The organism is Brevundimonas sp. D3-1P (assembly GCF_055809335.1).
In genome coordinates this window covers 757,006-776,260 of the sequence record NZ_CM147908.1, presented here as the reverse complement: position 1 = coordinate 776,260, position 19,255 = coordinate 757,006, and the positions used below count along the sequence as shown (strand labels likewise).

17 protein-coding genes are annotated in these 19,255 nt (G+C 68.1%); 7 read left to right on the top strand and 10 right to left on the bottom strand.

The features are described 5' to 3' along the window. Complete coding sequence (locus tag AC0L6G_RS03920) at nt 1-1,071, top strand: FUSC family protein (protein WP_293827233.1); 1,071 nt, start codon at nt 1-3, stop codon at nt 1,069-1,071. Here AC0L6G_RS03920 and gltA read toward each other — a convergent pair. Both gltA and gltX read right to left on the bottom strand, forming a co-directional pair. Next, a complete protein-coding gene (gene gltA / locus AC0L6G_RS03915; protein WP_293827232.1) occupies nt 1,059-2,360 on the bottom strand; it encodes a citrate synthase in 1,302 nt (433 codons plus the stop codon). The two genes, AC0L6G_RS03920 and gltA, sit on opposite strands and share 13 nt — an antisense overlap. A gap of 66 nt (nt 2,361-2,426) precedes the next feature. Next, nucleotides 2,427-3,842: a glutamate--tRNA ligase gene (gltX, locus tag AC0L6G_RS03910; RefSeq protein ID WP_293827231.1), complete on the bottom strand. Its 1,416-nt coding sequence runs from the start codon at nt 3,840-3,842 to the stop codon at nt 2,427-2,429. Here gltX and AC0L6G_RS03905 point away from each other — a divergent pair. Continuing rightward, entirely contained in the window at nt 3,841-6,015 is a 2,175-nt protein-coding gene (locus AC0L6G_RS03905) for a ComEC/Rec2 family competence protein (protein ID WP_473252899.1), read from the top strand. The genes gltX and AC0L6G_RS03905 overlap by 2 nt on opposite strands. Here the strand turns inward: AC0L6G_RS03905 and lexA are convergent. The 4 genes from lexA to AC0L6G_RS03885 all read right to left on the bottom strand — a co-directional run bounded on the left by lexA (nt 5,996) and on the right by AC0L6G_RS03885 (nt 9,243). Further along, the gene (gene lexA / locus AC0L6G_RS03900) at nt 5,996-6,691 is read right to left on the bottom strand and encodes a transcriptional repressor LexA (RefSeq protein ID WP_291539438.1); all 696 of its coding nucleotides are present in this window, start codon (nt 6,689-6,691) and stop codon (nt 5,996-5,998) included. The two genes, AC0L6G_RS03905 and lexA, sit on opposite strands and share 20 nt — an antisense overlap. Nucleotides 6,692-6,821: 130 nt before the next feature. After that, on the bottom strand, nt 6,822-7,616 hold the full coding sequence (gene trpC / locus AC0L6G_RS03895) for an indole-3-glycerol phosphate synthase TrpC (protein ID WP_293827227.1): 795 nt from the start codon (nt 7,614-7,616) through the stop codon (nt 6,822-6,824). After that, a complete protein-coding gene (trpD, locus tag AC0L6G_RS03890; RefSeq protein WP_293827226.1) occupies nt 7,613-8,650 on the bottom strand; it encodes an anthranilate phosphoribosyltransferase in 1,038 nt (345 codons plus the stop codon). The genes trpC and trpD overlap by 4 nt, the downstream gene beginning before the upstream one ends. Nucleotides 8,651-8,652: 2 nt before the next feature. Next, a complete protein-coding gene (locus AC0L6G_RS03885) occupies nt 8,653-9,243 on the bottom strand; it encodes an anthranilate synthase component II (RefSeq protein WP_473252897.1) in 591 nt (196 codons plus the stop codon). Between the two features lie 89 nt (nt 9,244-9,332). Between AC0L6G_RS03885 and AC0L6G_RS03880 the strand changes: the two genes are divergently transcribed. Next, nucleotides 9,333-9,512, top strand: a complete 180-nt coding sequence (locus AC0L6G_RS03880) for a peptidoglycan-binding protein (RefSeq protein WP_293827222.1) — start codon at nt 9,333-9,335, stop codon at nt 9,510-9,512. A 31-nt stretch (nt 9,513-9,543) separates the two neighbouring features. Here AC0L6G_RS03880 and trpE read toward each other — a convergent pair whose 3' ends face one another. Together trpE and AC0L6G_RS03870 are read right to left on the bottom strand one after the other, a co-directional pair. Then, nucleotides 9,544-11,061: an anthranilate synthase component I gene (gene trpE, locus AC0L6G_RS03875; protein ID WP_293827220.1), complete on the bottom strand. Its 1,518-nt coding sequence runs from the start codon at nt 11,059-11,061 to the stop codon at nt 9,544-9,546. Continuing rightward, nucleotides 11,058-12,965, bottom strand: a complete 1,908-nt coding sequence (locus tag AC0L6G_RS03870; protein ID WP_293827218.1) for a peptidyl-prolyl cis-trans isomerase — start codon at nt 12,963-12,965, stop codon at nt 11,058-11,060. The genes trpE and AC0L6G_RS03870 overlap by 4 nt, the downstream gene beginning before the upstream one ends. 168 nt (nt 12,966-13,133) lie before the next feature. On the opposite strand from AC0L6G_RS03870, the gene tpiA reads away from it, so the two are divergent. From tpiA to AC0L6G_RS03850, 4 genes are all read left to right on the top strand, one after another. After that, a complete protein-coding gene (tpiA, locus tag AC0L6G_RS03865) occupies nt 13,134-13,886 on the top strand; it encodes a triose-phosphate isomerase (RefSeq protein WP_293827217.1) in 753 nt (250 codons plus the stop codon). 76 nt (nt 13,887-13,962) lie between these two features. Beyond that, nucleotides 13,963-14,385, top strand: a complete 423-nt coding sequence (gene secG / locus AC0L6G_RS03860; RefSeq protein WP_293827216.1) for a preprotein translocase subunit SecG — start codon at nt 13,963-13,965, stop codon at nt 14,383-14,385. A 124-nt stretch (nt 14,386-14,509) separates the two neighbouring features. Further along, nucleotides 14,510-16,162: a CTP synthase gene (locus AC0L6G_RS03855; protein ID WP_291539419.1), complete on the top strand. Its 1,653-nt coding sequence runs from the start codon at nt 14,510-14,512 to the stop codon at nt 16,160-16,162. A 103-nt stretch (nt 16,163-16,265) separates the two neighbouring features. Next, on the top strand, nt 16,266-16,424 hold the full coding sequence (locus AC0L6G_RS03850; protein WP_293827215.1) for a hypothetical protein: 159 nt from the start codon (nt 16,266-16,268) through the stop codon (nt 16,422-16,424). Here AC0L6G_RS03850 and AC0L6G_RS03845 read toward each other — a convergent pair. After that, nucleotides 16,421-16,984, bottom strand: a complete 564-nt coding sequence (locus AC0L6G_RS03845; RefSeq protein ID WP_293827214.1) for a GNAT family N-acetyltransferase — start codon at nt 16,982-16,984, stop codon at nt 16,421-16,423. The genes AC0L6G_RS03850 and AC0L6G_RS03845 overlap by 4 nt on opposite strands. Beyond that, the gene (locus tag AC0L6G_RS03840; RefSeq protein ID WP_293827213.1) at nt 16,981-19,200 is read right to left on the bottom strand and encodes a S9 family peptidase; all 2,220 of its coding nucleotides are present in this window, start codon (nt 19,198-19,200) and stop codon (nt 16,981-16,983) included. Before AC0L6G_RS03840 ends, AC0L6G_RS03845 begins: the two co-directional genes overlap by 4 nt. Nucleotides 19,201-19,255: the final 55 nt, after the last annotated feature.

Here is a 19,255-nt window from a genome sequence, read left to right as displayed (position 1 = left end):
ATGGTCCGGATCCTCAGCCCCCGCCGGGCGGCCGAGGTTCGCGCAGCCCTGCAGATGGGCGTGGCGGCGACGGCCGGCCTCTACCTGGCCACCGTTCTGGGGCTGCCCCATCCTTATTGGAGCGTCATCTCCGCGATCGTGGTCGTTCAGGCTAGCGTCGGGGGTGGAGTGGTGGCCATCGCGCGGGATCGGGCCATCGGAACCGTGACCGGCGCCCTGGTGGGGGCCGCGTTCGCCTTTCTTCGGCCCCCTGGCCTGGAGAGCCTGGCGCTGAGCATCGCCGTATCGACGGCGGTTCTGGCGTTTCTCGGCGCCGGCCGCTCATGGCTGAAGATCGCTCCAGTGACCGCGACCATCGTCATCGCCGGCGGCGCGGGGTCGGAGGGGCCGGGCGCCCTGGCGTTGGACCGGGTCATGGAGATCTTCGTCGGCTGCGGGGTGGGGGTGATCGCCATTTTGGCGCTTTTCCCGCGCCACGCTCGGCAGACCTTCACCCTCCAGGCGAGGGAGGCCGCAGGCGAGGCCGCGGTGCTGCTGGCCTTGGTCGCGAAGGGAGACGCCCGCGACGCGGCGGAGATCACGCGCCGTCACGCCGATCTGAAGCGGCGGCTCGACGCCTTGGGTCAAGTCGCGAAGAACGTGGTGGATTTCCCGGGCGTGCAACGCGAAACGGCGGACCGCGCCGCCCTGGCCCGCGCCTTCTGGCGGGTGCGCAGCGACATCGTCATCCTGGGGCGCGGTTTTCACGACCAAGGCGCAGACAGGCGGTTGGCGCCCTGGTCGGAAGACGTCGCACGCGCGGTCGAACGGCTGGAGGCGCTGTCGCGGGGCGAGGCCGCCGATCCCATGGGGCCGATCGACCAGAGCCTGGCCCTGTCCATCGCGGTGGAGGGCGACGACATGGCCCTGGGCGCCGCCGCCATCGGCGTGGCGCACATGCACCGCGACCTGGACGACCTGGCCGCCCGTTTCCGCGATCTGCGTCTGGTGTGGCGCCAAATCAAAACGCCGGGGGACGTATCCCCGGCGTTCTGCATTCTCAGCGTTCGCGACCCTGATCAGCCGCGCTGATCGATCGGCACATAGTCGCGCTGGGTCGGGCCGGTGTAAAGCTGACGCGGACGGCCGATCTTCTGCGACGGATCGGCCATCATTTCCTGCCACTGCGCGATCCAGCCCACGGTGCGGGCCAGGGCGAACAGGACGGTGAACATGCTGGTCGGGAAGCCCATCGCCGACAGGGTGATGCCCGAATAGAAGTCCACGTTCGGGAACAGCTTGCGCGAGGTGAAATATTCGTCCGACAGGGCGACCTTTTCCAACTCCTTGGCGACCACGAACAGCGGATCATTCTCGCGGCCCGTGGCGGCCAGGACTTCGTAGGCCGACTGCTGCATGACCTTGGCGCGCGGATCGTAGTTCTTGTAGACGCGGTGGCCGAAGCCCATCAGCTTGTATTTGCGGTCTTTAACGCCCTGGATGAACTCGGGGATCTTGTCGGGAGTGCCGATTTCCTTGAGCATGTTCAGCGCCTCTTCGTTGGCGCCGCCGTGCGACGGGCCCCACAGGCAGGCGATGCCGGCGGCGATACAGGCGAAGGGGTTGGCGCCCGACGAGCCGGCCAGGCGGACGGTCGAGGTCGAGGCGTTCTGCTCGTGGTCGGCGTGAAGGGTGAAGATGCGGTCCATGGCGCGAACCAGGGCCGGATCGACGTGATAGTCCTCGGCTGGCACGGCGAAGCACATGCGCAGGAAGTTTTCGGCGTAGGACAGGTCGTTGCGGGGCGACACGAACGGCTGGCCGACATGATATTTATAGGCGCGGGCCGCTATGGTCGGCATCTTGGCGATCAGGCGGATGGCCGAGATGTCGCGTTGCACCGGATCGTGGATGTCCAGGCTGTCGTGATAGAAGGCCGACAGGGCGCCGACGATGCCGACCATGATGGCCATCGGATGGGCGTCACGACGGAACCCGTCGAAGAAGCGGTCGATCTGCGCATGCAGCATGGTGTGCATGGTGATCGAGTTCTCGAACTTCTCGTACTGTTCGGCGGTCGGCAGTTCGCCGTGCAGCAGCAGGTGGCACACCTCGACGAAGTTCGATTGCGACGCCAGTTGGTCGATCGGATAACCGCGGTGCAGCAGCACGCCGGCGTCGCCGTCGATATAGGTCAGGGCCGATTCACAGGCGGCCGTGGAGGTGAAGCCGGGATCGAAAGTGAAGGCGCCCGTTCCCGCATAGAGCTTGCGGATGTCGATGACGTCCGGGCCGGTGGAGCCCGACAGGACCGGCAACTCGATGGTCTTGTCCTCGAAGGACAGGGTCGCCGAGCCGGCGGTTTTGGCTTGTTCAGTCATGAATGCCCCTTTGCATCATACGTCCAGGCGCGGGGAGGCGTCGGGCGCTTTTTGGTTTGTGGGTGATCACTTAGTCTGTTGCAGCGCATCATCCAAGCGCCCGAGACTTTCGTCGCGTCCCAGGGCGGATAAAGTGCGTGCGATGTCGGGTGAAGCTGACCCTGCGGTAAGCGCCGCGCGCATCGGCGGGCCGATCTTGCCGAATCCGACGCCCTCTGATTCCGCAAAGGCCTTGAGTTCGGCCTCCAGGGCGAAGACGTCCCAGGATTGGAAAAGGGCCAGCCGTTCGCGCAGGCGGCTCAGGCGATCCAGCGTCTCGCCCGACAGCAGGGCGCGGCCCTTGTCGTCGATGTCGAGCGGGCGGGTCTTCAGCACGAAGGCCGTCTGATCGGCCAGGTCCAGCACCGTCTTGGCGCGATCCTTGACGAAGGGCATGGCGCGGTGAAGTCGTACCTCGTCCGCCTCGGCCAGGACGTGGCCCTTCTGCAGGTGGGCGTCCAGCGCCAGCTTGGCCAGACGCTCGTCGTCGGCCAGGCGCAGCCAGTGGGCGTTGACGTGCGCCAGCTTGTCGAAATCCAGCCGCGCGGGCGCCTTGCCGATGCCGGCCAGATCGAACCATTCGATGGCCTGGGCGTCGCTGAACAATTCGTCGTCGCCGTGCGCCCAACCCAGCCGGGCCAGATAGTTGCGCATGGCCTCGGGCAGATAGCCCATCTCGGCGTATTCATGGACCGCCTGGGCGCCATGCCGCTTGGACAATTTGGCGCCGTCCGGCCCGTGGATCAGCGGGATGTGGGCGAACACCGGCCGCGCCCAGCCCAGGGCGTCGTAGATCAGGCTCTGGCGCGCGGCATTGTTCAGGTGATCGTCGCCGCGAATGACATGGGTCACGCCCATGTCGTGGTCATCGACGACCACGGCCAGGTTGTAGGTCGGCGCCCCGTCGGACCGCAGCAGCACCAGGTCGTCCAGATCGTCGGTGGACCAGCTGACCGCGCCCTGGACCTCGTCGGGCACCGTCACCGTGCTCGATTGCGGTCTGCGGAAACGGACGACATGCGGCAGGGCTAGGTCGTCGACGGTGGGTGTCCGGTCGCGCCAGGGCGATTCGAAACTGCGTTTCTCGGCCTTGGCTTCGTCGCGCAATCGCCCGGTCTCTTCCGCAGTGGCGAAGTCGCGATAGGCGTGACCCGTTTCAAGCAGCCGATCTACGACCTCGCGGTGGCGGTCGGCGCGGCTGAACTGGAACACCGGCTCCTCGTCGGCGAACAGTTCCAACCAGCTGAGGCCGTCGAAGATCGCCTTGACGGCCGCGTCGGTCGAACGCTCGCGGTCGGTGTCCTCGACGCGGATCAGAAAGCGCCCTGCGTGTCTCTTGGCATACAGCCAGTTGAACAAGGCGGTTCTCGCCCCGCCGATATGCAGATAGCCTGTCGGCGAGGGGGCGAAGCGGGTGACGACAGTCGAGGAAGGTGAGGTCATGGGGGAGGGGTCCGTAGGCGAGGCCCTTATACGCCCCGATGCGGCAAAGCCTACCCCCGCCGCGCGATTGCGATCCTGGCTGGCCGAGCAGGTCGCGGCCCAGGCGTCGCGGTGGCGCCTGTGGGGCCCTGTGGCCTTCGGCGGGGGATGCGCCGGCTATTTCGCCCTGAGGTTCGAGCCTGCGTTCTGGCCGCTGGCTGTGGCCGTCGCTGCGGCCGCGTCGGCCTGGGGTCTGGCCAAGGCCCGTGGAGCGTCGCGCCGGATCACATGGCCGTTGCTAATGATCGCCTGTATGGCGGCCGACTTGGCGGCGGCAAAGGCGCGCACCGCCTTCGTCGCCGCGCCCATCGCGCCCGCCCTGTCCGCGCCGACCGTCGTCGAAGCCTGGGTGGTGGACGTCGACAGCCCCGGCCAACGCGGCGCGCGCGTGGTGATCGCGCCGGTCTGGATTCGCGATCTGGCGCCGAACCAGACGCCGGTCCGGCTGCGCGCCACCGTGCGGGGCGAACCGCCGCGGCCGGGCGAGGCGATCAGACTTTTCGCCATTCTGAACCCGCCGCCCCCGCCGGCCAGCCCGGGCGCCTACGACTTCGGCCGCAACGCCTTCTTCCAGGGCTTGGGCGGGGTGGCCTTCGCCTTGAGCGAGACGCGCCAGGCCGATCTGCCGCGTCCGCCCAGGCGTCTGCGCCTGGAAATGGCGGTGAACGGCGCGCGCTACGCCCTGGCCGAACGGATCGTGGCGCGGTTGGGCGAACGGACGGGCGGGATCGCAGCCGCCATGACGACCAGTCACGAGACCTGGATCAGCCAGGACGACATGGACGTGATGCGCGATTCGGGCCTGGCGCACATTCTGTCTGTGTCGGGCCTGCACATGGCCATCGTCGGCGGCTTCGTCTTTTTCGCTGTGCGGCTGGGCGTGGCTGCCTGGCCCTGGCTGGCCTTGCGCGCGCCCGGAAAGAAGATCGCGGCCGTGGCGGGCCTGTTGGCGGTGGGGGCCTATCTGGTGGTGTCGGGCGCGCCCCCGCCGGCCGAGCGGGCCGCGATCACCGCATCCATCGCCTTTCTGGCCATACTGCTGGATCGCCAGGCCGTGACCATGCAAGGCTTGGCGGTGGCGGCCTTCATCGTCCTGGCCATACAGCCCGAAGCCATCGTGACGCCGGGGTTCCAGATGTCCTTCGCGGCGACTGCGGCCCTCGTGGCCTTGGTCGAGGCCTGGCCCACGGGTCCGAGAGAGATTTCCGCGCCCTGGCCCATCCTGGCGGTTCAACGATTCGCCGGCTGGATCACGGCGGCGGTCGCGGCCAGCCTCGTCGCCGGCATGGCGACCGGCCCCTTCTCCATGCAGCATTTCAACCGCACGGCCATGTATGGCCTGCTGGCCAATCTGGGCACGTCGCCAGTGGCGGATTTCGTTCTGATGCCCGCGCTGGCTCTGGGCGCCGCGCTGGAGCCCCTGGGACTGGGCGCGCCCTTTCTGTGGGTGGCGGGCTGGGGCGTCGATCTGATGCTGGCGATAGGGTCCTGGACCGCCAGCCTGCCGGGCGCGGTTCGGACAATCCCCAGCGCGCCGGATTTCGTCCTGCCCATCGCCTTTCTCGGCGTGATCTTCATCTGCCTGTGGCGGGGACGGCTGCGCTGGCTGGGCCTGCCGCTGGCGGCGGCGGTGCTGGTCTGGCCCCGAGCGCCGGCGCCGGACCTCTGGATCGGAGAAGGCGGAACCAACGCGGCCTTCAGCCGCCAGGGCGAGGCGGTCGTCCTGCGGCCGGGCGTGCGGACGTTCGCCGTGGATCTGTGGTCGCGGCGACGGGGACTGGCCTTGACGGAACGCGAGGCGGACGGCTGGAGCTGCGACCGCTTCTCCTGTGGCCCGGACGATGCCGCCGCCGGGCCGGTCGCTCTGTGGTGGGGGCGCCGTGCGCCGGATGTCGAAAGGCTGGCGGCGCTGTGCCGAACCGCTGCGGTCATCGGCGTGCGCCCCGTCGTCACCGAGCTTCCCTCGGCCTGCGCCGGTCGCCTGGTTCTGGACGGCGTCGATTTCGCCAGAGGCGGGGCGGTCGAACTCTGGCGCGACGGCCAGGGCTGGCGTGCGGTTTGGACGACGGAGGTGCGCGGCAGACGCCCCTGGACCCGCCGAACGGACCCCGAGGTCAGTGATAGCGGCGCATGAGGCCGACCAGCTTGCCCTGAACCTCGACCTGGTCGGGGCCGAAGATGCGGGTCTCATAGTTGCGGTTGGCGGGTTCCAGGGCGATGGAGCCGCCCTTGCGGCGCAGGCGTTTCAGGGTCGCTTCCTCGCCCTCGACCAGGGCCACGACGATCTCGCCATTGGTCGCGGTGTCGCCGCGCCGGATCACGACCAGGTCGCCGTTCAGGATCCCGGCCTCGATCATCGAATCGCCTTCGATCTCCAGGACATAGTGATCCCCCTTGCCCAACATGGATTCCGGCACGGGCAGGCGCTCCTGCTCGTGCTGGATGGCGGCGATGGGCGTGCCGGCGGCGATCTTGCCCAGAAGCGGCAGTTCGCGCGTGTCGTTGGCGGCCATCGGCGCGTCCCGCGTCGGGGCGCCCCCCTCGATGACATCGGGCTTGAACCCGGGCCGGCCGCGCGGCGCGCCGGCGGTCGCCTGTTCAGGCAGTTTGGTGACTTCCAAAGCGCGGGCGCGATGGGCCAGGCGGCGGATGAAGCCACGTTCTTCCAGGGCGGTGATCAGTCGGTGGATGCCGGACTTGGAGGCCAGGTCCAGCGCCTCTTTCATCTCGTCGAACGAGGGAGAGACGCCCGTCTCCTGAATGCGTTCGTGGATGAACATCAGCAGTTCGTGCTGTTTGCGCGTGAGCATCGCCCGGTCCTCATGCGCCCGCTCGGAGAATCAGAACGGGCCGTGAACATTGGCGATGTTCTGTAAGTGTTCCTTCCTAATGTCAACTTAACGGCGACGTTCGCCAACGCTTGTACGGGCGGGACGATCGTCAGGCCGCAAGCAATGCGCGGGTCGCGCCTGCGACATCGTCCTGCCGCATCAGGCTTTCGCCGACCAGGATCGCCTGGGCGTGGGCGGCCGACACCCGCGCGACGTCGTCAGGCGTCAAGATGCCGCTTTCGGCGACCAGCAGGGCGCGGACAGGGCTGAGCATCGACAGGCGTTCGGTGACTTCCAGGTCAACCTCGAAGCTGCGCAGAGACCGGTTGTTCACGCCGACCAAGTCGCCGCCCAACGCGCAGGCGCGGGCCATTTCGTTTTCGTCGTGCGTCTCGATCAGCGCATCCATGCCGAATCGGTCGGCCTCCGACAGCAGTTCGGCCGCCAGGCCGTCATCGATCATGGCCAAGATGACCAGGATGCAATCGGCCCCCAGGGCGCGGCTCTCGGCGACCTGCCACGGATCGACCAGGAAGTCCTTGCGCAGGCAGGGAAGGGCGACCGCCTCGCGCGCCGCCGTCAGATAGGCGTCGTCGCCCTGGAAGCTGGGCCCATCGGTCAGCACCGAAAGGCAGGCGGCGCCCCCTGCCTGATAGGCCCTGGCCAAGGCTGGCGGATCGAAATCGGGCCGGATCAGGCCCTTGGACGGGCTGGCCTTCTTGATCTCGGCGATCAGGGCGGGGCGGCCCGTTTCTTCCTCCACGCGCTCCAGGGCGGCGCGGAAGCCGCGCGGGGCCGAAGCCGAACGGGCCAGGGCCTCGATCGCGTCTTGAGACGTGGCGGCCTTTCGGGCGGCGACATCCTCGCGCTTATAGGCGGCGATGCGATCGAGAATGTCGGTCATGCGTCGTCTTCGGGGTCCAGAGGCGTCGTGGTGATCCGGGCCAGACGCTCCAGCGCCAGGGCCGCGCTTCCGTCGTCGATGGCGGCTGCGGCCAGGGCGGCGCCCTCGGCCAGGTCGCTCGCGCGGTCCGACACCACCAAGGCGGCGGCGGCGTTCAGCACCACGATGTCGCGATAGGGCCCGGCCCGGCCCGCCAGCAGGGCGCGCAGAGCCGTAGCGTTCTCCTCGGCGTCGCCGCCGCGAATGGCGTCGACGGAACTGCGCGGAAGGCCGGCGTCTTCGGGCGCGACCTGAAAGCGGCGGACAACGCCGTTGTTCCATTCCGCCACCTCGGTCGGACCCGAGGTGGCCAGTTCGTCGAGCCCCTGGCCATGCACCGTCCAGGCCCGCGTCGCGCCAAGCCGTCCCAACACCTCGGCCAACGGCTCCAGCAGCCGGGAATCATAGACGCCCATGACCTGCCGCTTCGCAGACGCCGGGTTTGAAAGCGGCCCCAACAGATTGAATACGGTGCGAAAGCCGAGCTCGGCCCTGACCGGCCCGACATGGCGCATGGCGCCGTGATAGGCGGGCGCGAACAGAAAGCATATGCCCGCCTCGTCCAGCGCCTTCCTCTGCTGCGCCGGAGATGCCATCAGGTTGACGCCCAGGATCGACAAAACGTCGGAAGATCCTGATTTCGAAGACATCGCTCGATTGCCGTGCTTGGCGACCTTCAGGCCCGCGCCGGCCAGAACCAAGGCTGCGGCGGTTGAGATGTTGTAGGTGTGCTGGCCGTCGCCGCCGGTGCCGCAGGTATCGATGACGTCATAGGGATGGTCCAAGGTCAGGGCGGCTTCTCGCATGGCGGCGGCGAAGGCGGCGATCTCGTCCACCGTCTCGCCCCTGATGCGCAGGGCGGTGACGGCGGCGGCGACCTGAGACGGCGTCGGTTCGCCGCGCAGGCAGGCGGCGAAGAAGTCGTGCGCCTGCTCCGACGTCAGCGGCTGACCCTCGACCAACCGGGCCAGGATCGGCTTGAATCCGTCAGCCACGATCAGGCGGTCGCGAGGCGCTTCACGCCGGCGATCGTCAGGAAGTTGACCAGCATGTCGTGGCCATGCTCGGTGGCGATGGATTCCGGGTGAAACTGAACGCCGTGGATCGGGCGGCTGCGATGCTGCAAGCCCATGATCTCGCCGTCGGCGGTCCAGGCCGTGACCTCCAGGCAGTCCGGCAGGGTCTCGCGTTTCACCGCCAGCGAATGATAGCGGGTGGCGGTGAAGGGCGAGGGCAGGCCGGCGAAGACGCTTCGGCCCTCATGCAGGATCGGCGAGGTCTTGCCGTGCATCAGGGTCTTGGCGCGGATCACCTCGCCGCCGAAAGCCTGGCCAATGGCCTGATGCCCCAGGCAGACGCCCAGGATCGGGATGGATTCGGGCGCCGTCTGGATCAGCGGCAGGCAGATTCCCGCCTGATCGGGCGCGCACGGGCCGGGCGACAGCAGCACGGCGGCGGGGTTCAGCGCCCACGCCTGGTCCACCGTCAGATCGTCGTTGCGCACCACATGGGTCGGCGCGCCCAACTCCGCGAGGTAGTGGACGAGGTTGTAGGTGAAGCTGTCGTAGTTATCGACGACCAGGATCATGGCTTGGCTTTTAGGCGTGGTCGGTCGCCGCGCCAAGGCGGCGCGGTCGTTAAAGCGCATCTTAACACTGGCTGACGCAGTTTTGGGCCGTGAAACTGACCGCTGAACAAGACATCGCCGACAAGATCGCCGCCGCGAAGGCCAAGCTGATCGAGGTCGAACCCGATCCGATCCATCCGCTGGCGGCCCTGGGGGCCGCCGCGCTTGCGGCTGCGGCGGCCATCGCCATGGCCGGGGTCGTCGTGATCGGGCCAGGCGTTCACCTTTGACCCTGCCGCGACCTACGGCGCCCGGTAAGGCTTAGCGATCGCCAGTGCGGAAGCGCCAGGCTTCCTCGGCCGCCCGCATCGGGGCGCGCGCCTTGTGCCGGGTCTCGGCGTATTCGGCGGCCGGGTCGCTGTCGGCGACGACGCCGGCGCCCGCCTGGACGAAGATTCTGCCGTCCGCGAACAGGGCGGTGCGCAGGGTGATGCAAATGTCCGCCTCGCCTCCAGCTGAAATATAGCCGATCCCGCCGCCGTAGCCGACCCCGCGCTTTTCGCTTTCCAGCTCGTCGATGATCTCCATGGCCCGCACCTTGGGCGCGCCCGACAGGGTGCCGGCGGGCAAGGCGGCCAGCAGGGTGTCGACGGCGTCCAGCCTGGGATCGGCCTTGCCGCGCACGTTGGAGACGATGTGCATGACCTGGCTGTAGCGTTCGACGACGAAGCTTTCCGTCACCTCGACCGTGCCGGGCGCGGCCACGCGCCCCACGTCGTTGCGGCCCAGGTCCAGCAGCATCAGGTGCTCGGCACGCTCCTTGGGGTCGGCCAGAAGTTCGGCCTCCAGCGCCTTGTCCGCCTCGGGCGTGGCGCCGCGCGCCCGGGTGCCGGCCAGGGGACGAATGGTCACTTCGCCATTTTTCAGGCGGACCAGGATTTCAGGGCTGGAGCCGGCCAGCTGAAAGCCGTCGAAGTTCAGATAGAACAGATAGGGCGAAGGATTCTGACGACGCAGCGAACGATAGAAGGCGAAGGGATCGGCTGACCAGGGCGCGGAGAAACGATGGCTGAGCACGACCTGGAAGATGTCGCCGGCGGCGATATAGTCCTTGGCCCGGGCCACCATCCCGCCAAAGCCCGCTTCATCGACCGGCGAGGCGAAGGCGGGCGCAGGCGTCTCCAACGGCGGCGCGCGGACGGGCAGGGGCTCGCGAAGGGCGGATTCGAAGGCGTCGAGGCGCGTGATCGCCGCCTGATGCGCCACCTCCGCCTCCAGTCCGGCATCGGGGTAGGCGGCCGCGATCAGCACGATCTCGTGACGCACTGAATCGAAGATGGCCACCAGCGACGGACGGGTCAGGACGGCGTCCGGCAAGTCCAGCGGATCGGGATTGGGCGCGCCCAATGGCTCAAGCAGCCGCACCATGTCGTAGCCGAACACGCCGAACAGACCGGCCGCCATCGGCGGCAGATCGTCGGGGAGGTCGAACCGCGAGGCTGCGATCAGGCTGCGCAGCGATTCCAGCGCCGGCTGGGCATCGCGCGTGAAGACGCCCTGAGCAATGCCGGAACCGCGCGCGATCTCGGCGGCGTTGGCGCGGCAGCGCCAGACCACGTCGGGGTCCAGCGTCAGGATCGAGTAGCGGCCGTTGACAGCGCCGCCTTCCACCGATTCCAGCAGACAGGAATAGGGGCGATCCCGGCCCAGTTTCAGATAGGCCGAGACCGGCGTCTCCAGGTCGTCGATGATCCGGCGCACGATCACCTGCGGCCGACCGGCCCCAAGACCGGCGGCGAAGGCGTCGAAATCGGCGGCGGCGGTCGTCTCCGTCGTCATTGCGCCGGGGCGGTCGGCTTGGCGTCGGCCGACAGCCCCAGGGCCGAGAGCGCCTGAGCCGGATCGTTCTTGGCCTTGGAGCGCTGGGCGCCGGCGGCGAAGGACGATTGCACCATGGCCTGGACCAGTTCCTGGGTCAGACGCGGGCGCACCTGTTCGGCCAGCGGGCCGGCGGCGGCAGGATCGGCGGCACGGACATTGTCCACGCGGCCGACGACATAGGCGGTCTGCGACGCCGGTTGCGAGAAGGCCTGGCCCTTGGATTGGCCGAACAAGCCCTGGAGCACGCCCTGGCCCAGCGCGTCCTGCGTGGCCTGGTTGCGGACGACGCCGGTGCGGACCGTCAGGGGCGCATTCACCGAGCGGGCGACGGCGGCGATATCCTCGCCGTTGCGGAAGCGGGCGGTCAGTTCCTCGGCCTTGGTCGAGAGGCGGCGCAGGGTCTCGCGCTGGATCCACTGTTCGGCCAACGGCGCACGGACTTCGGCCAGGGTCGGCAGGGCCGAGGGGCGGATGTCGTTCACGCGGATGGCGAAATACTGCCCCTGGCCGGCGTCGATCACGTCGCTCTCGCCGCCCTTGGCCAGGCTCCAGGCCGTTTCGAAGATTTGCGGCGGGGCGTTGAGGGCCTGGCCGTTCGGCAGCTTTCCGTCCTTGGTGAAGGGCGGCAGGTCGACCATGCGACCGCCAGCCTCGCGCGCGGCGTCGGCCAGGGATTTGCCAGCGGTGCGGGCGGCTTCGTACTTCTCGACCTTGGCGTAGGTCTGGGCCTTCACGTCCTCGGCGCGCAATTCCTGAACCAGTTCCTGGCGGGCGCTTTCCAGCGTGGCGGGCGCAGCCGGCTGAATGGCCGTGACCTTGGCCACGGCGAAGCCGACGCCGGCCTGGACGGGGTCGGACACCTGATTGGGCTGCAGGCCGAAGACGGCGGCGGCCGTGGCGGCGTCGCCGATGGCGGCGCGCGGCGTGGCTTCGAAACTGGCGGGGGCGATGTTGTTGGCGCGGCCGACATCGGCCGGCGACTGACCGGCCCGCAGGGCGGCGGCGATCTTTTGAGCCGTGTCGCGGTTCGGCGCGGTCAGGGTGACGAAGGTGCGGGTCTCGGGCTTGCCCAGCGTGTCCTTCTTGAACTCGAAACGCTCGCGAATGCGGTCTTCGGAAATCGGGGCGCTGCTGGCCGCTTCGGGCGTGAACAGCACGACCGAGACCATGCGGAACTCGGGCGCGCGCAGACGCTCGGCGTTTTCCTGGATGAAGGCGTTCAGCTGGGCGTCGGTCGGGGCCGGCACCTGGCCGGCCATGGCCGAGGTCACTTCGAACCAGCGGCCGTCACGCGACTCCAGGGCCGAACCGGCCAGCAGGGCGCCATAGATGCGCGGCACGCGGGCGCCGGCGAAGACGGCGGCCCCGAAATGCTCGGTGGCGTATTGATCGCGCAGGTCCTGCTCAAGCATGGCGGGGGTCAGGTTCTGCTGGGCCAAGGCGGCCTGATAGGCTTGCTGGTCGAACTGGCCGGTCACGGAGTTGAAGAAGGCCGGAATCTTGCGAATCTGCTTGACGATCAGTTCCTGGCCCGGGCGGATGCCCGCCTTCCACGCCCAGTTCAGGAAGCCCAACTGCTCGGTCTGTTCGGCCAGGAAGCGGGTGTGGATGTTCTCGGCCACCAGGTCCTGATTGGTCAGGGGCCGGCCCACCTGTTGCTGCAGCCGCTCGCGCACCTGGTCGAAGGCGGTGCGGAACTCCGCCTCGTTCATCGAACGCGCTCCGGCGTCGATCACGTGTTTGGGCCCCAGATTCGAGAACACGTCCATGCGCGCCCCGACGATGACGAAACTGATCGCGATAAGCACGAGCAGGGCGGCCGCCCATTTGGATCGAGAGAAGGCGCGAAAGGCGGTGAGCATTCGAAAACCCGAGACTGGCCGAGATGGAGGGCCGAAATTGGGGGGAGCGATATTGGCGTCAGCTGTCGCGTATAGTCGGGCCGGGCACGACCCCGCAAGGACGGCTTCATGTCCAGATTGCGGCGCGCCCTCTTGGCTTCGCGGTTTGCGCCCCCTAGACAGGCGGCCATGAAACAATCCGTGAAGATGATCGTCGGCAATTGGAAGATGAACGGCCTGGGCTCGGCCCTGGTTGAAGCCGAGGCGATCGGCGAGGCCGCAGGCGCGGTCGATGGCGCGTGCCGCGTCGCCCTCTGTCCTCCCGCCACCCTGGTCGCGCGCATGGCCCAGGCGCTTGAGGGCGGTTCGGCGTCGGTGGGCGGCCAGGACTGCCACGCCAAGCCGTCCGGGGCCTTCACCGGGTCGATCTCGGCCGAGATGCTTGCGGACGCCGGCGCGACCCTGGTGATTCTGGGGCATTCCGAACGCCGCGCCGCGTTTGGCGAGACCGACGCCGACGTCGCCGCCAAGGCCGAAGCGGCGGTCGCCGCCGGGCTGGAGCCCATCGTCTGCGTGGGCGAAACCCTGGCGCAGCGCGAAGCCGGCCAAGCCGTCGCCGTGGTGTCGGCCCAGGTCGAAGGCTCGCTGCCCGACAGCCTGTCCGAACGGCCGTTCGCGGTGGCCTATGAGCCGGTCTGGGCCATCGGCACGGGCCTGATCCCGACGTTGGAACAGATCGCGGAGGTGCACGCCGCCGTGCGGGCCGCCATCGTCAAGCGGTTGGGGGAGGGCGCGCGCACGGCGCCGATCCTTTATGGCGGTTCGGTCAAGCCGGACAACGCCAGGGACATCCTGTCCACGGCCGAAGTCGGCGGCGCCCTGGTCGGCGGCGCCTCGCTGAAGGCGGCGGACTTCATTCCGATCATCCAGGCCGCTGTCTGAGGTTTGCCCCGCGCCCGCTTCGGTGATAGAGGCCGCCGCTTGATCGGCGCAGATACGCGCCCACATGATTGACGCCATGCTCCAGACCATTCTGCTCGTCGCCATTATCATCGTCGCCGTCGCCCTGACGGGGGTGGTGCTGCTTCAACGGTCCGAGGGCGGCGCCCTTGGAATGGGCGGCGGGCCTTCGGGCTTCATGACGGCGCGGGGCGCCGGCAACCTGCTGACGCAGATCACCTGGATCCTGGCGGCCATGCTGTTCGGCCTGACCATCGTGTTGACCGTTGTCGGCAATATGGACCGCGCCGCGGTGTCCGGCATCGACGCCGACGCCGTCGGCTCGCTGGCCACCACGCCGCAGACCCAGACGCCGCAGCAGCCCGCACAGCAACAGCCCGCCGCGCCGGCCCAGCCGGCGGCTCCGTCGCTGGACGACCTGGAGGCCAGCCTGCCTTCGGCGACCGCCCGGCCGGCGCCGGCACAGCCGCCCGCTCAATAAAGGTCGGACATTCGACCTGAGTTTTGGAAAGCGCGCCCTGCGGCGCGCTTTCTTCTTTTGATCAACAGTTCGATTCGCCGCGGGACATGCGCCGCTCGCGAATCATGGAGTAAGGTGTCCGCCCATGGCTCGCTATGTGTTCATCACCGGCGGCGTGGTTTCCTCGCTAGGAAAAGGCCTCGCTTCCGCCGCTCTCGGCGCTCTTTTGCAGGCGCGAGGCTACAAGGTCCGCCTGCGCAAGCTGGACCCCTATCTGAACGTCGATCCGGGCACGATGAGCCCGTACCAGCACGGCGAGGTCTTCGTCACCGACGACGGCGCCGAGACCGATCTGGACCTGGGCCACTATGAGCGGTTCACGGGTGTCTCGGCCGCCAAGTCCGACAACATCACCACGGGCCGAATCTATTCGACCATCCTGGAGAAGGAGCGTCGCGGCGATTATCTGGGCGCGACCGTCCAGGTCATTCCGCACGTGACCGACCAGATCAAGTCCTTCTGCTTGACCCCTGCCCTGACCGACGAAGGCGAGGACGTCGACTTCGTCCTGGTCGAGATCGGCGGCACCGTCGGCGACATCGAGGGGCTGCCCTTCTTCGAGGCGATCCGCCAACTGGGCCAGGATTTGCCGCGTGGTCAGTCGTGCTTCGTCCACCTGACCCTGCTGCCCTTCATCAAGACCGCAGGCGAGATGAAGACCAAGCCGACGCAGCACTCGGTCAAGGAGCTTCGCTCGATCGGCATCCAGCCGGACATTCTGCTGTGCCGCTGCGAGCAGCCGATCCCGGCCGACGAGAAGCGCAAGATCGGCCTGTTCTGCAATGTGCGCGAAAGCGGCGTGATTCAGGCGATGGATTCGGCCGACATCTACGCCGTGCCGCTGGACTATCATCGCGAGGGGCTGGACCGCGAAGTCCTGGCCCATTTCGGCATCGTCGATGCGCCGGAGCCCGATCTGTCGCGTTGGCAGGAGATCGCGCGTCGCCGCCTGCACCCCGACGGGGAAGTCACCATCGCCGTGGTCGGAAAATACACCGTCCTTAAGGACGCCTACAAGTCGTTGATCGAGGCGCTTCATCACGGCGGGGTCGCCAACAACGTCAAGGTCAACATCGACTGGGTCGAGGCCGACACCTTCGAAGGCGATCCCGAGGCCTGCGAGGAGCGTTTGCAGGGCGCCCACGCGGTGCTGGTGCCCGGCGGCTTCGGCGAGCGCGGCTCGGAAGGCAAGATCGAGGCGGCCCGTTTCGCCCGCGAGCGCAACATCCCCTATTTCGGCATCTGTTTCGGCATGCAGATGGCCGTGATCGAGGCGGCGCGGAACCTGGCCGGCTATCCCAAGGCCTCGTCGACCGAGTTCGGGCCCACCGCCGAGCCGGTCGTCGGCCTGATGACCGAATGGACGCAAGGCAATCAGCGCGTGCTTCGCCAGCAGGGCGGGGACCTGGGGGGCACCATGCGGCTGGGGGCCTATGACTCGACCCTGGCGGCCGGGTCCAAGATCGCCGAAATCTATGGTGCGACCGAGATCAGCGAACGGCATCGTCACCGCTACGAGGTCAATATCAACTATCGCGAGGCCATCGAGGCCAAGGCGGGCCTGGTCTTCGCCGGCCTGTCGCCCGACGGCGTGCTGCCCGAGACGGTCGAACGTCCCGACCATCCGTGGTTCATCGGCGTCCAGTATCATCCCGAGTTGAAAAGCCGTCCGTTCGCGCCCCATCCGCTGTTCGCCAGCTTCATCGGCGCGGCCGTGGTTCAAAGCCGGCTGGTGTGACGTAACTCTGTTCACGGACCTGCGATTCCGCCGGGCGCGGCTTTTGCGTTAGAATGGCCGGGACGGACCGATTTGGCACGGTTCGAATGTCGTGGGACCGTCGATGATCGGCGAGCTGCTCTATCATCTGCACCGGCACGTCCGCCTGGTGCTGATCGCCGGCGGGCTGATGTTCGTCCTGGGCGCGATGCTGCTTGGCTATGAGGCCGTGCGGCACATGGAGCAGCGGCCGGCCCGGCCTGCGCAGGCGTCCCAGGCCTAGCCACGCTTCTTATCGACAAGCGGCAGGCCCGCCGCGTCGGGCGGCGTCTCGCCGCCTGGACCCAGCGCACGCTGCATGAAGACGACATCGCGCCAGTCGTCGTGCTTCCAGCCGGCGGCCTTGAATATCCCGGCGTCGGCGAAGCCTCGGGCGCGGTGCAGGGCGATGGAGCCGAGATTTTCCGAATCGCCGATGACGGCGACCATCTGCCGAAGTCCCATCGCTTCGCAGCGCTGGAGCAGGGCGTCGAGCAGGGCGCCGGCGACGCCGCGACCCCGCGCCCAAGGCGCGACATAGATCGAATCCTCGACCATGTAGCGATAGGCTTGGCGCGTGCGAAACGGTCCGGCGTAGGCATAGCCGGCGACCGCGCCGTCCATTTCGGCGACCAGCCGGGGCAGGCCGAGCGCCGCGACCGCTCCCAGCCGCGCCGCCATCTCGGCCTCATCGGGCGGCTCCAGCTCGAAGGTGCCGCGCCCCTTGGCGACGCTTTCGGCGTAGATGGCGGTGATCGCCGCGATGTCGTCGGGACCGGCGTCGCGAACTGTCGGGGTCGTCACGCGGTCTCCCAGCCCTTTTCGATGGCCCAGACCGCGAAGGCGTAGTCGTGGGCGACCTCCTTCAGATAATCGAACCGGCCGGCCGCGCCCCCATGCCCCGCTTCCATATTGATCTTCAGCAGCACAGGCTTGCCCGAGGTGGTCGCCGGCCGCAGCTTGGCCACCCATTTCTCCGGCTCCCAATAGGTGACGCGCGGGTCGGACAGGCCGCCGGTCGCCAGCACGGCCGGATAGGCCTTGGGCTCGACCTGATCGTAGGGGCTGTAGCTGAACATATAGTCGTAGGCGGCCGGGTCCTCGATGGGGTTGCCCCACTCGGGCCATTCGGGCGGGGTCAGCGGCAGGGAGGTGTCGCTCATGGTGTTGATCACGTCGACGAACGGCACCTGGCCGATGACGCCGGCCCACAGGTCCGGGCGCATGTTGTTGACGGCGCCCATCAGCAGCCCGCCCGCCGATCCGCCCTGGGCGACGATGTTGCCGGCCGTCGCGTATTTCCGCCCGATCAGGTGTTCGGCGGCGGCGATGAAGTCGGTGAAGGTGTTCTTCTTGGTCATCCGCCGCGCCGCCAGGAACCAGCTCCAGCCCTTGTCTGAACCGCCCCGGATGTGGGCGATGGCGTAGATCCAGCCCCGGTCGACCAGCGACAGCCGATTGGTCGAGAAGCTGGCCGGCATCGGGATGCCGTAGGAGCCGTAGCCATAGAGCAGCAGCGGCGCGGATCCGTCGACCGGCGTGGACTTGCGCCGCAGGACCGTGACGGGGACCAGTTCGCCGTCTGCGGCCGGGGCGTTCAGCCGCTCGACCACATAGTCGGCCGGGTCATGACCGCTGGGCACCTCCTGGGTCTTGCGCAGGGTCCGCTCGCGGCTGGCCATGTCGTAGTCGAAGGTCTGGGTCGGCGTGGACGGCGAGTTGTAGGCGTAGCGGGTGATCGTGGTGTCGAACTCCGACGCCCCGGCCAGCGACAGGGCGAAGGCGGGCTCGTCCACGGCGATCTCGTGCTCGGCGCCAGCGCGGTCGCGGATGATGATGCGGGTGTTGGCGTCAGCCCGTTCCTGGCGCGCCAGATGGCCCTTGGTCAGGTCCAGCCCCTCGATGAAGCGGCCCGGCGTATGGGGCACCAGGTCCTTCCAGTTCGTCTTGCCCGGCGCCTCGCTCGGCGCCTCGACGATCTTGAAGTCGATGGCGTCGTCGGCGTTGGTGCGGATCACCCAGCGGTCGTCCCAGTGGTCGACGTCGTAGCGGGTGGCGACGACGCGCGGCTCAAGGATCACGGGCTCGGCTGTCGGCGTCGCCGCAGGGATGTATCGCGCCTCGCTGGTTTCCTGGTTCTGGATGCCGATGACGATGAACTTGTCGTCGGCTGTGCGGCCCACGCCGATAAACATGCCGTCGTCGGCCTCTTCATAGACCAGGGTGGTCTCGCCGCCGCGCGCCGGGCGGCGGAAAATCTTGTCCGGGCGGCCGTTGTCGTCGCGATTGGTCCAGAATATCCATTGGCTGTCGGGCGAGAAGACGAAGTCGCCGGTGGCGCTGTCGATCACCTCGGGCAGGACTTCGCCGGTCGCCAGATCCCTGACGTAGATCTTGTGCACCTCGGAGCCCTGGGCGTCTTCCGCATAGGCGAACAGGGCGTGGTCGGGGCTGTGGCTCGCGGCCGAAACCTCGGAATAGGCCTTGCCCTTGGCGAGTTCATTGGCGTCCAGAAGCAGTTGGGGCGTTGGCGCGACGACGAAATTCTTCGTCACCGGCTGGCCGTCCGCCATCCATGTCCCCTGGCGCTCGACCCGCATGTAGCGGGGATGCTGATCGCCGGTCCGGTATTCGACGTAGTAGTTCCAGCCGCCGTCGGGGGCGGGGACGGAACTGTCGTCCTCCTTGATGCGCCCCCGCATCTCCGCGAACATCGCCTGCTGCAGGGGCAGGGTGGAGGCCATCATGGCCTCGCGATAGGCGTTCTCGGCCGTCAGATGCGCCTTGACCTCGGCCTTGATCAGCGTCGGGTCGCGCAGAACGGCCTGCCAGTTGTCGTCCTTCATCCATTGATAGTCGTCGGTGCGGGTGCGGCCGAGCTGTTCGATGACGACGGGGATCTTCTTGGCGACGGGCGGTTGGGGCATCGAGGTTCCGGCAGGTTGACGGGCGAGGGCGGGGGCGGCCGAGGCGGCCAGCGCCGTCGCCGCGGTGGACATGATCACTTGCCGACGGTTCATCGGTCGCTCCCCTATTCGTTCCGAAGGCCGCACCTTGCGGGGGACCGGCGGCCAA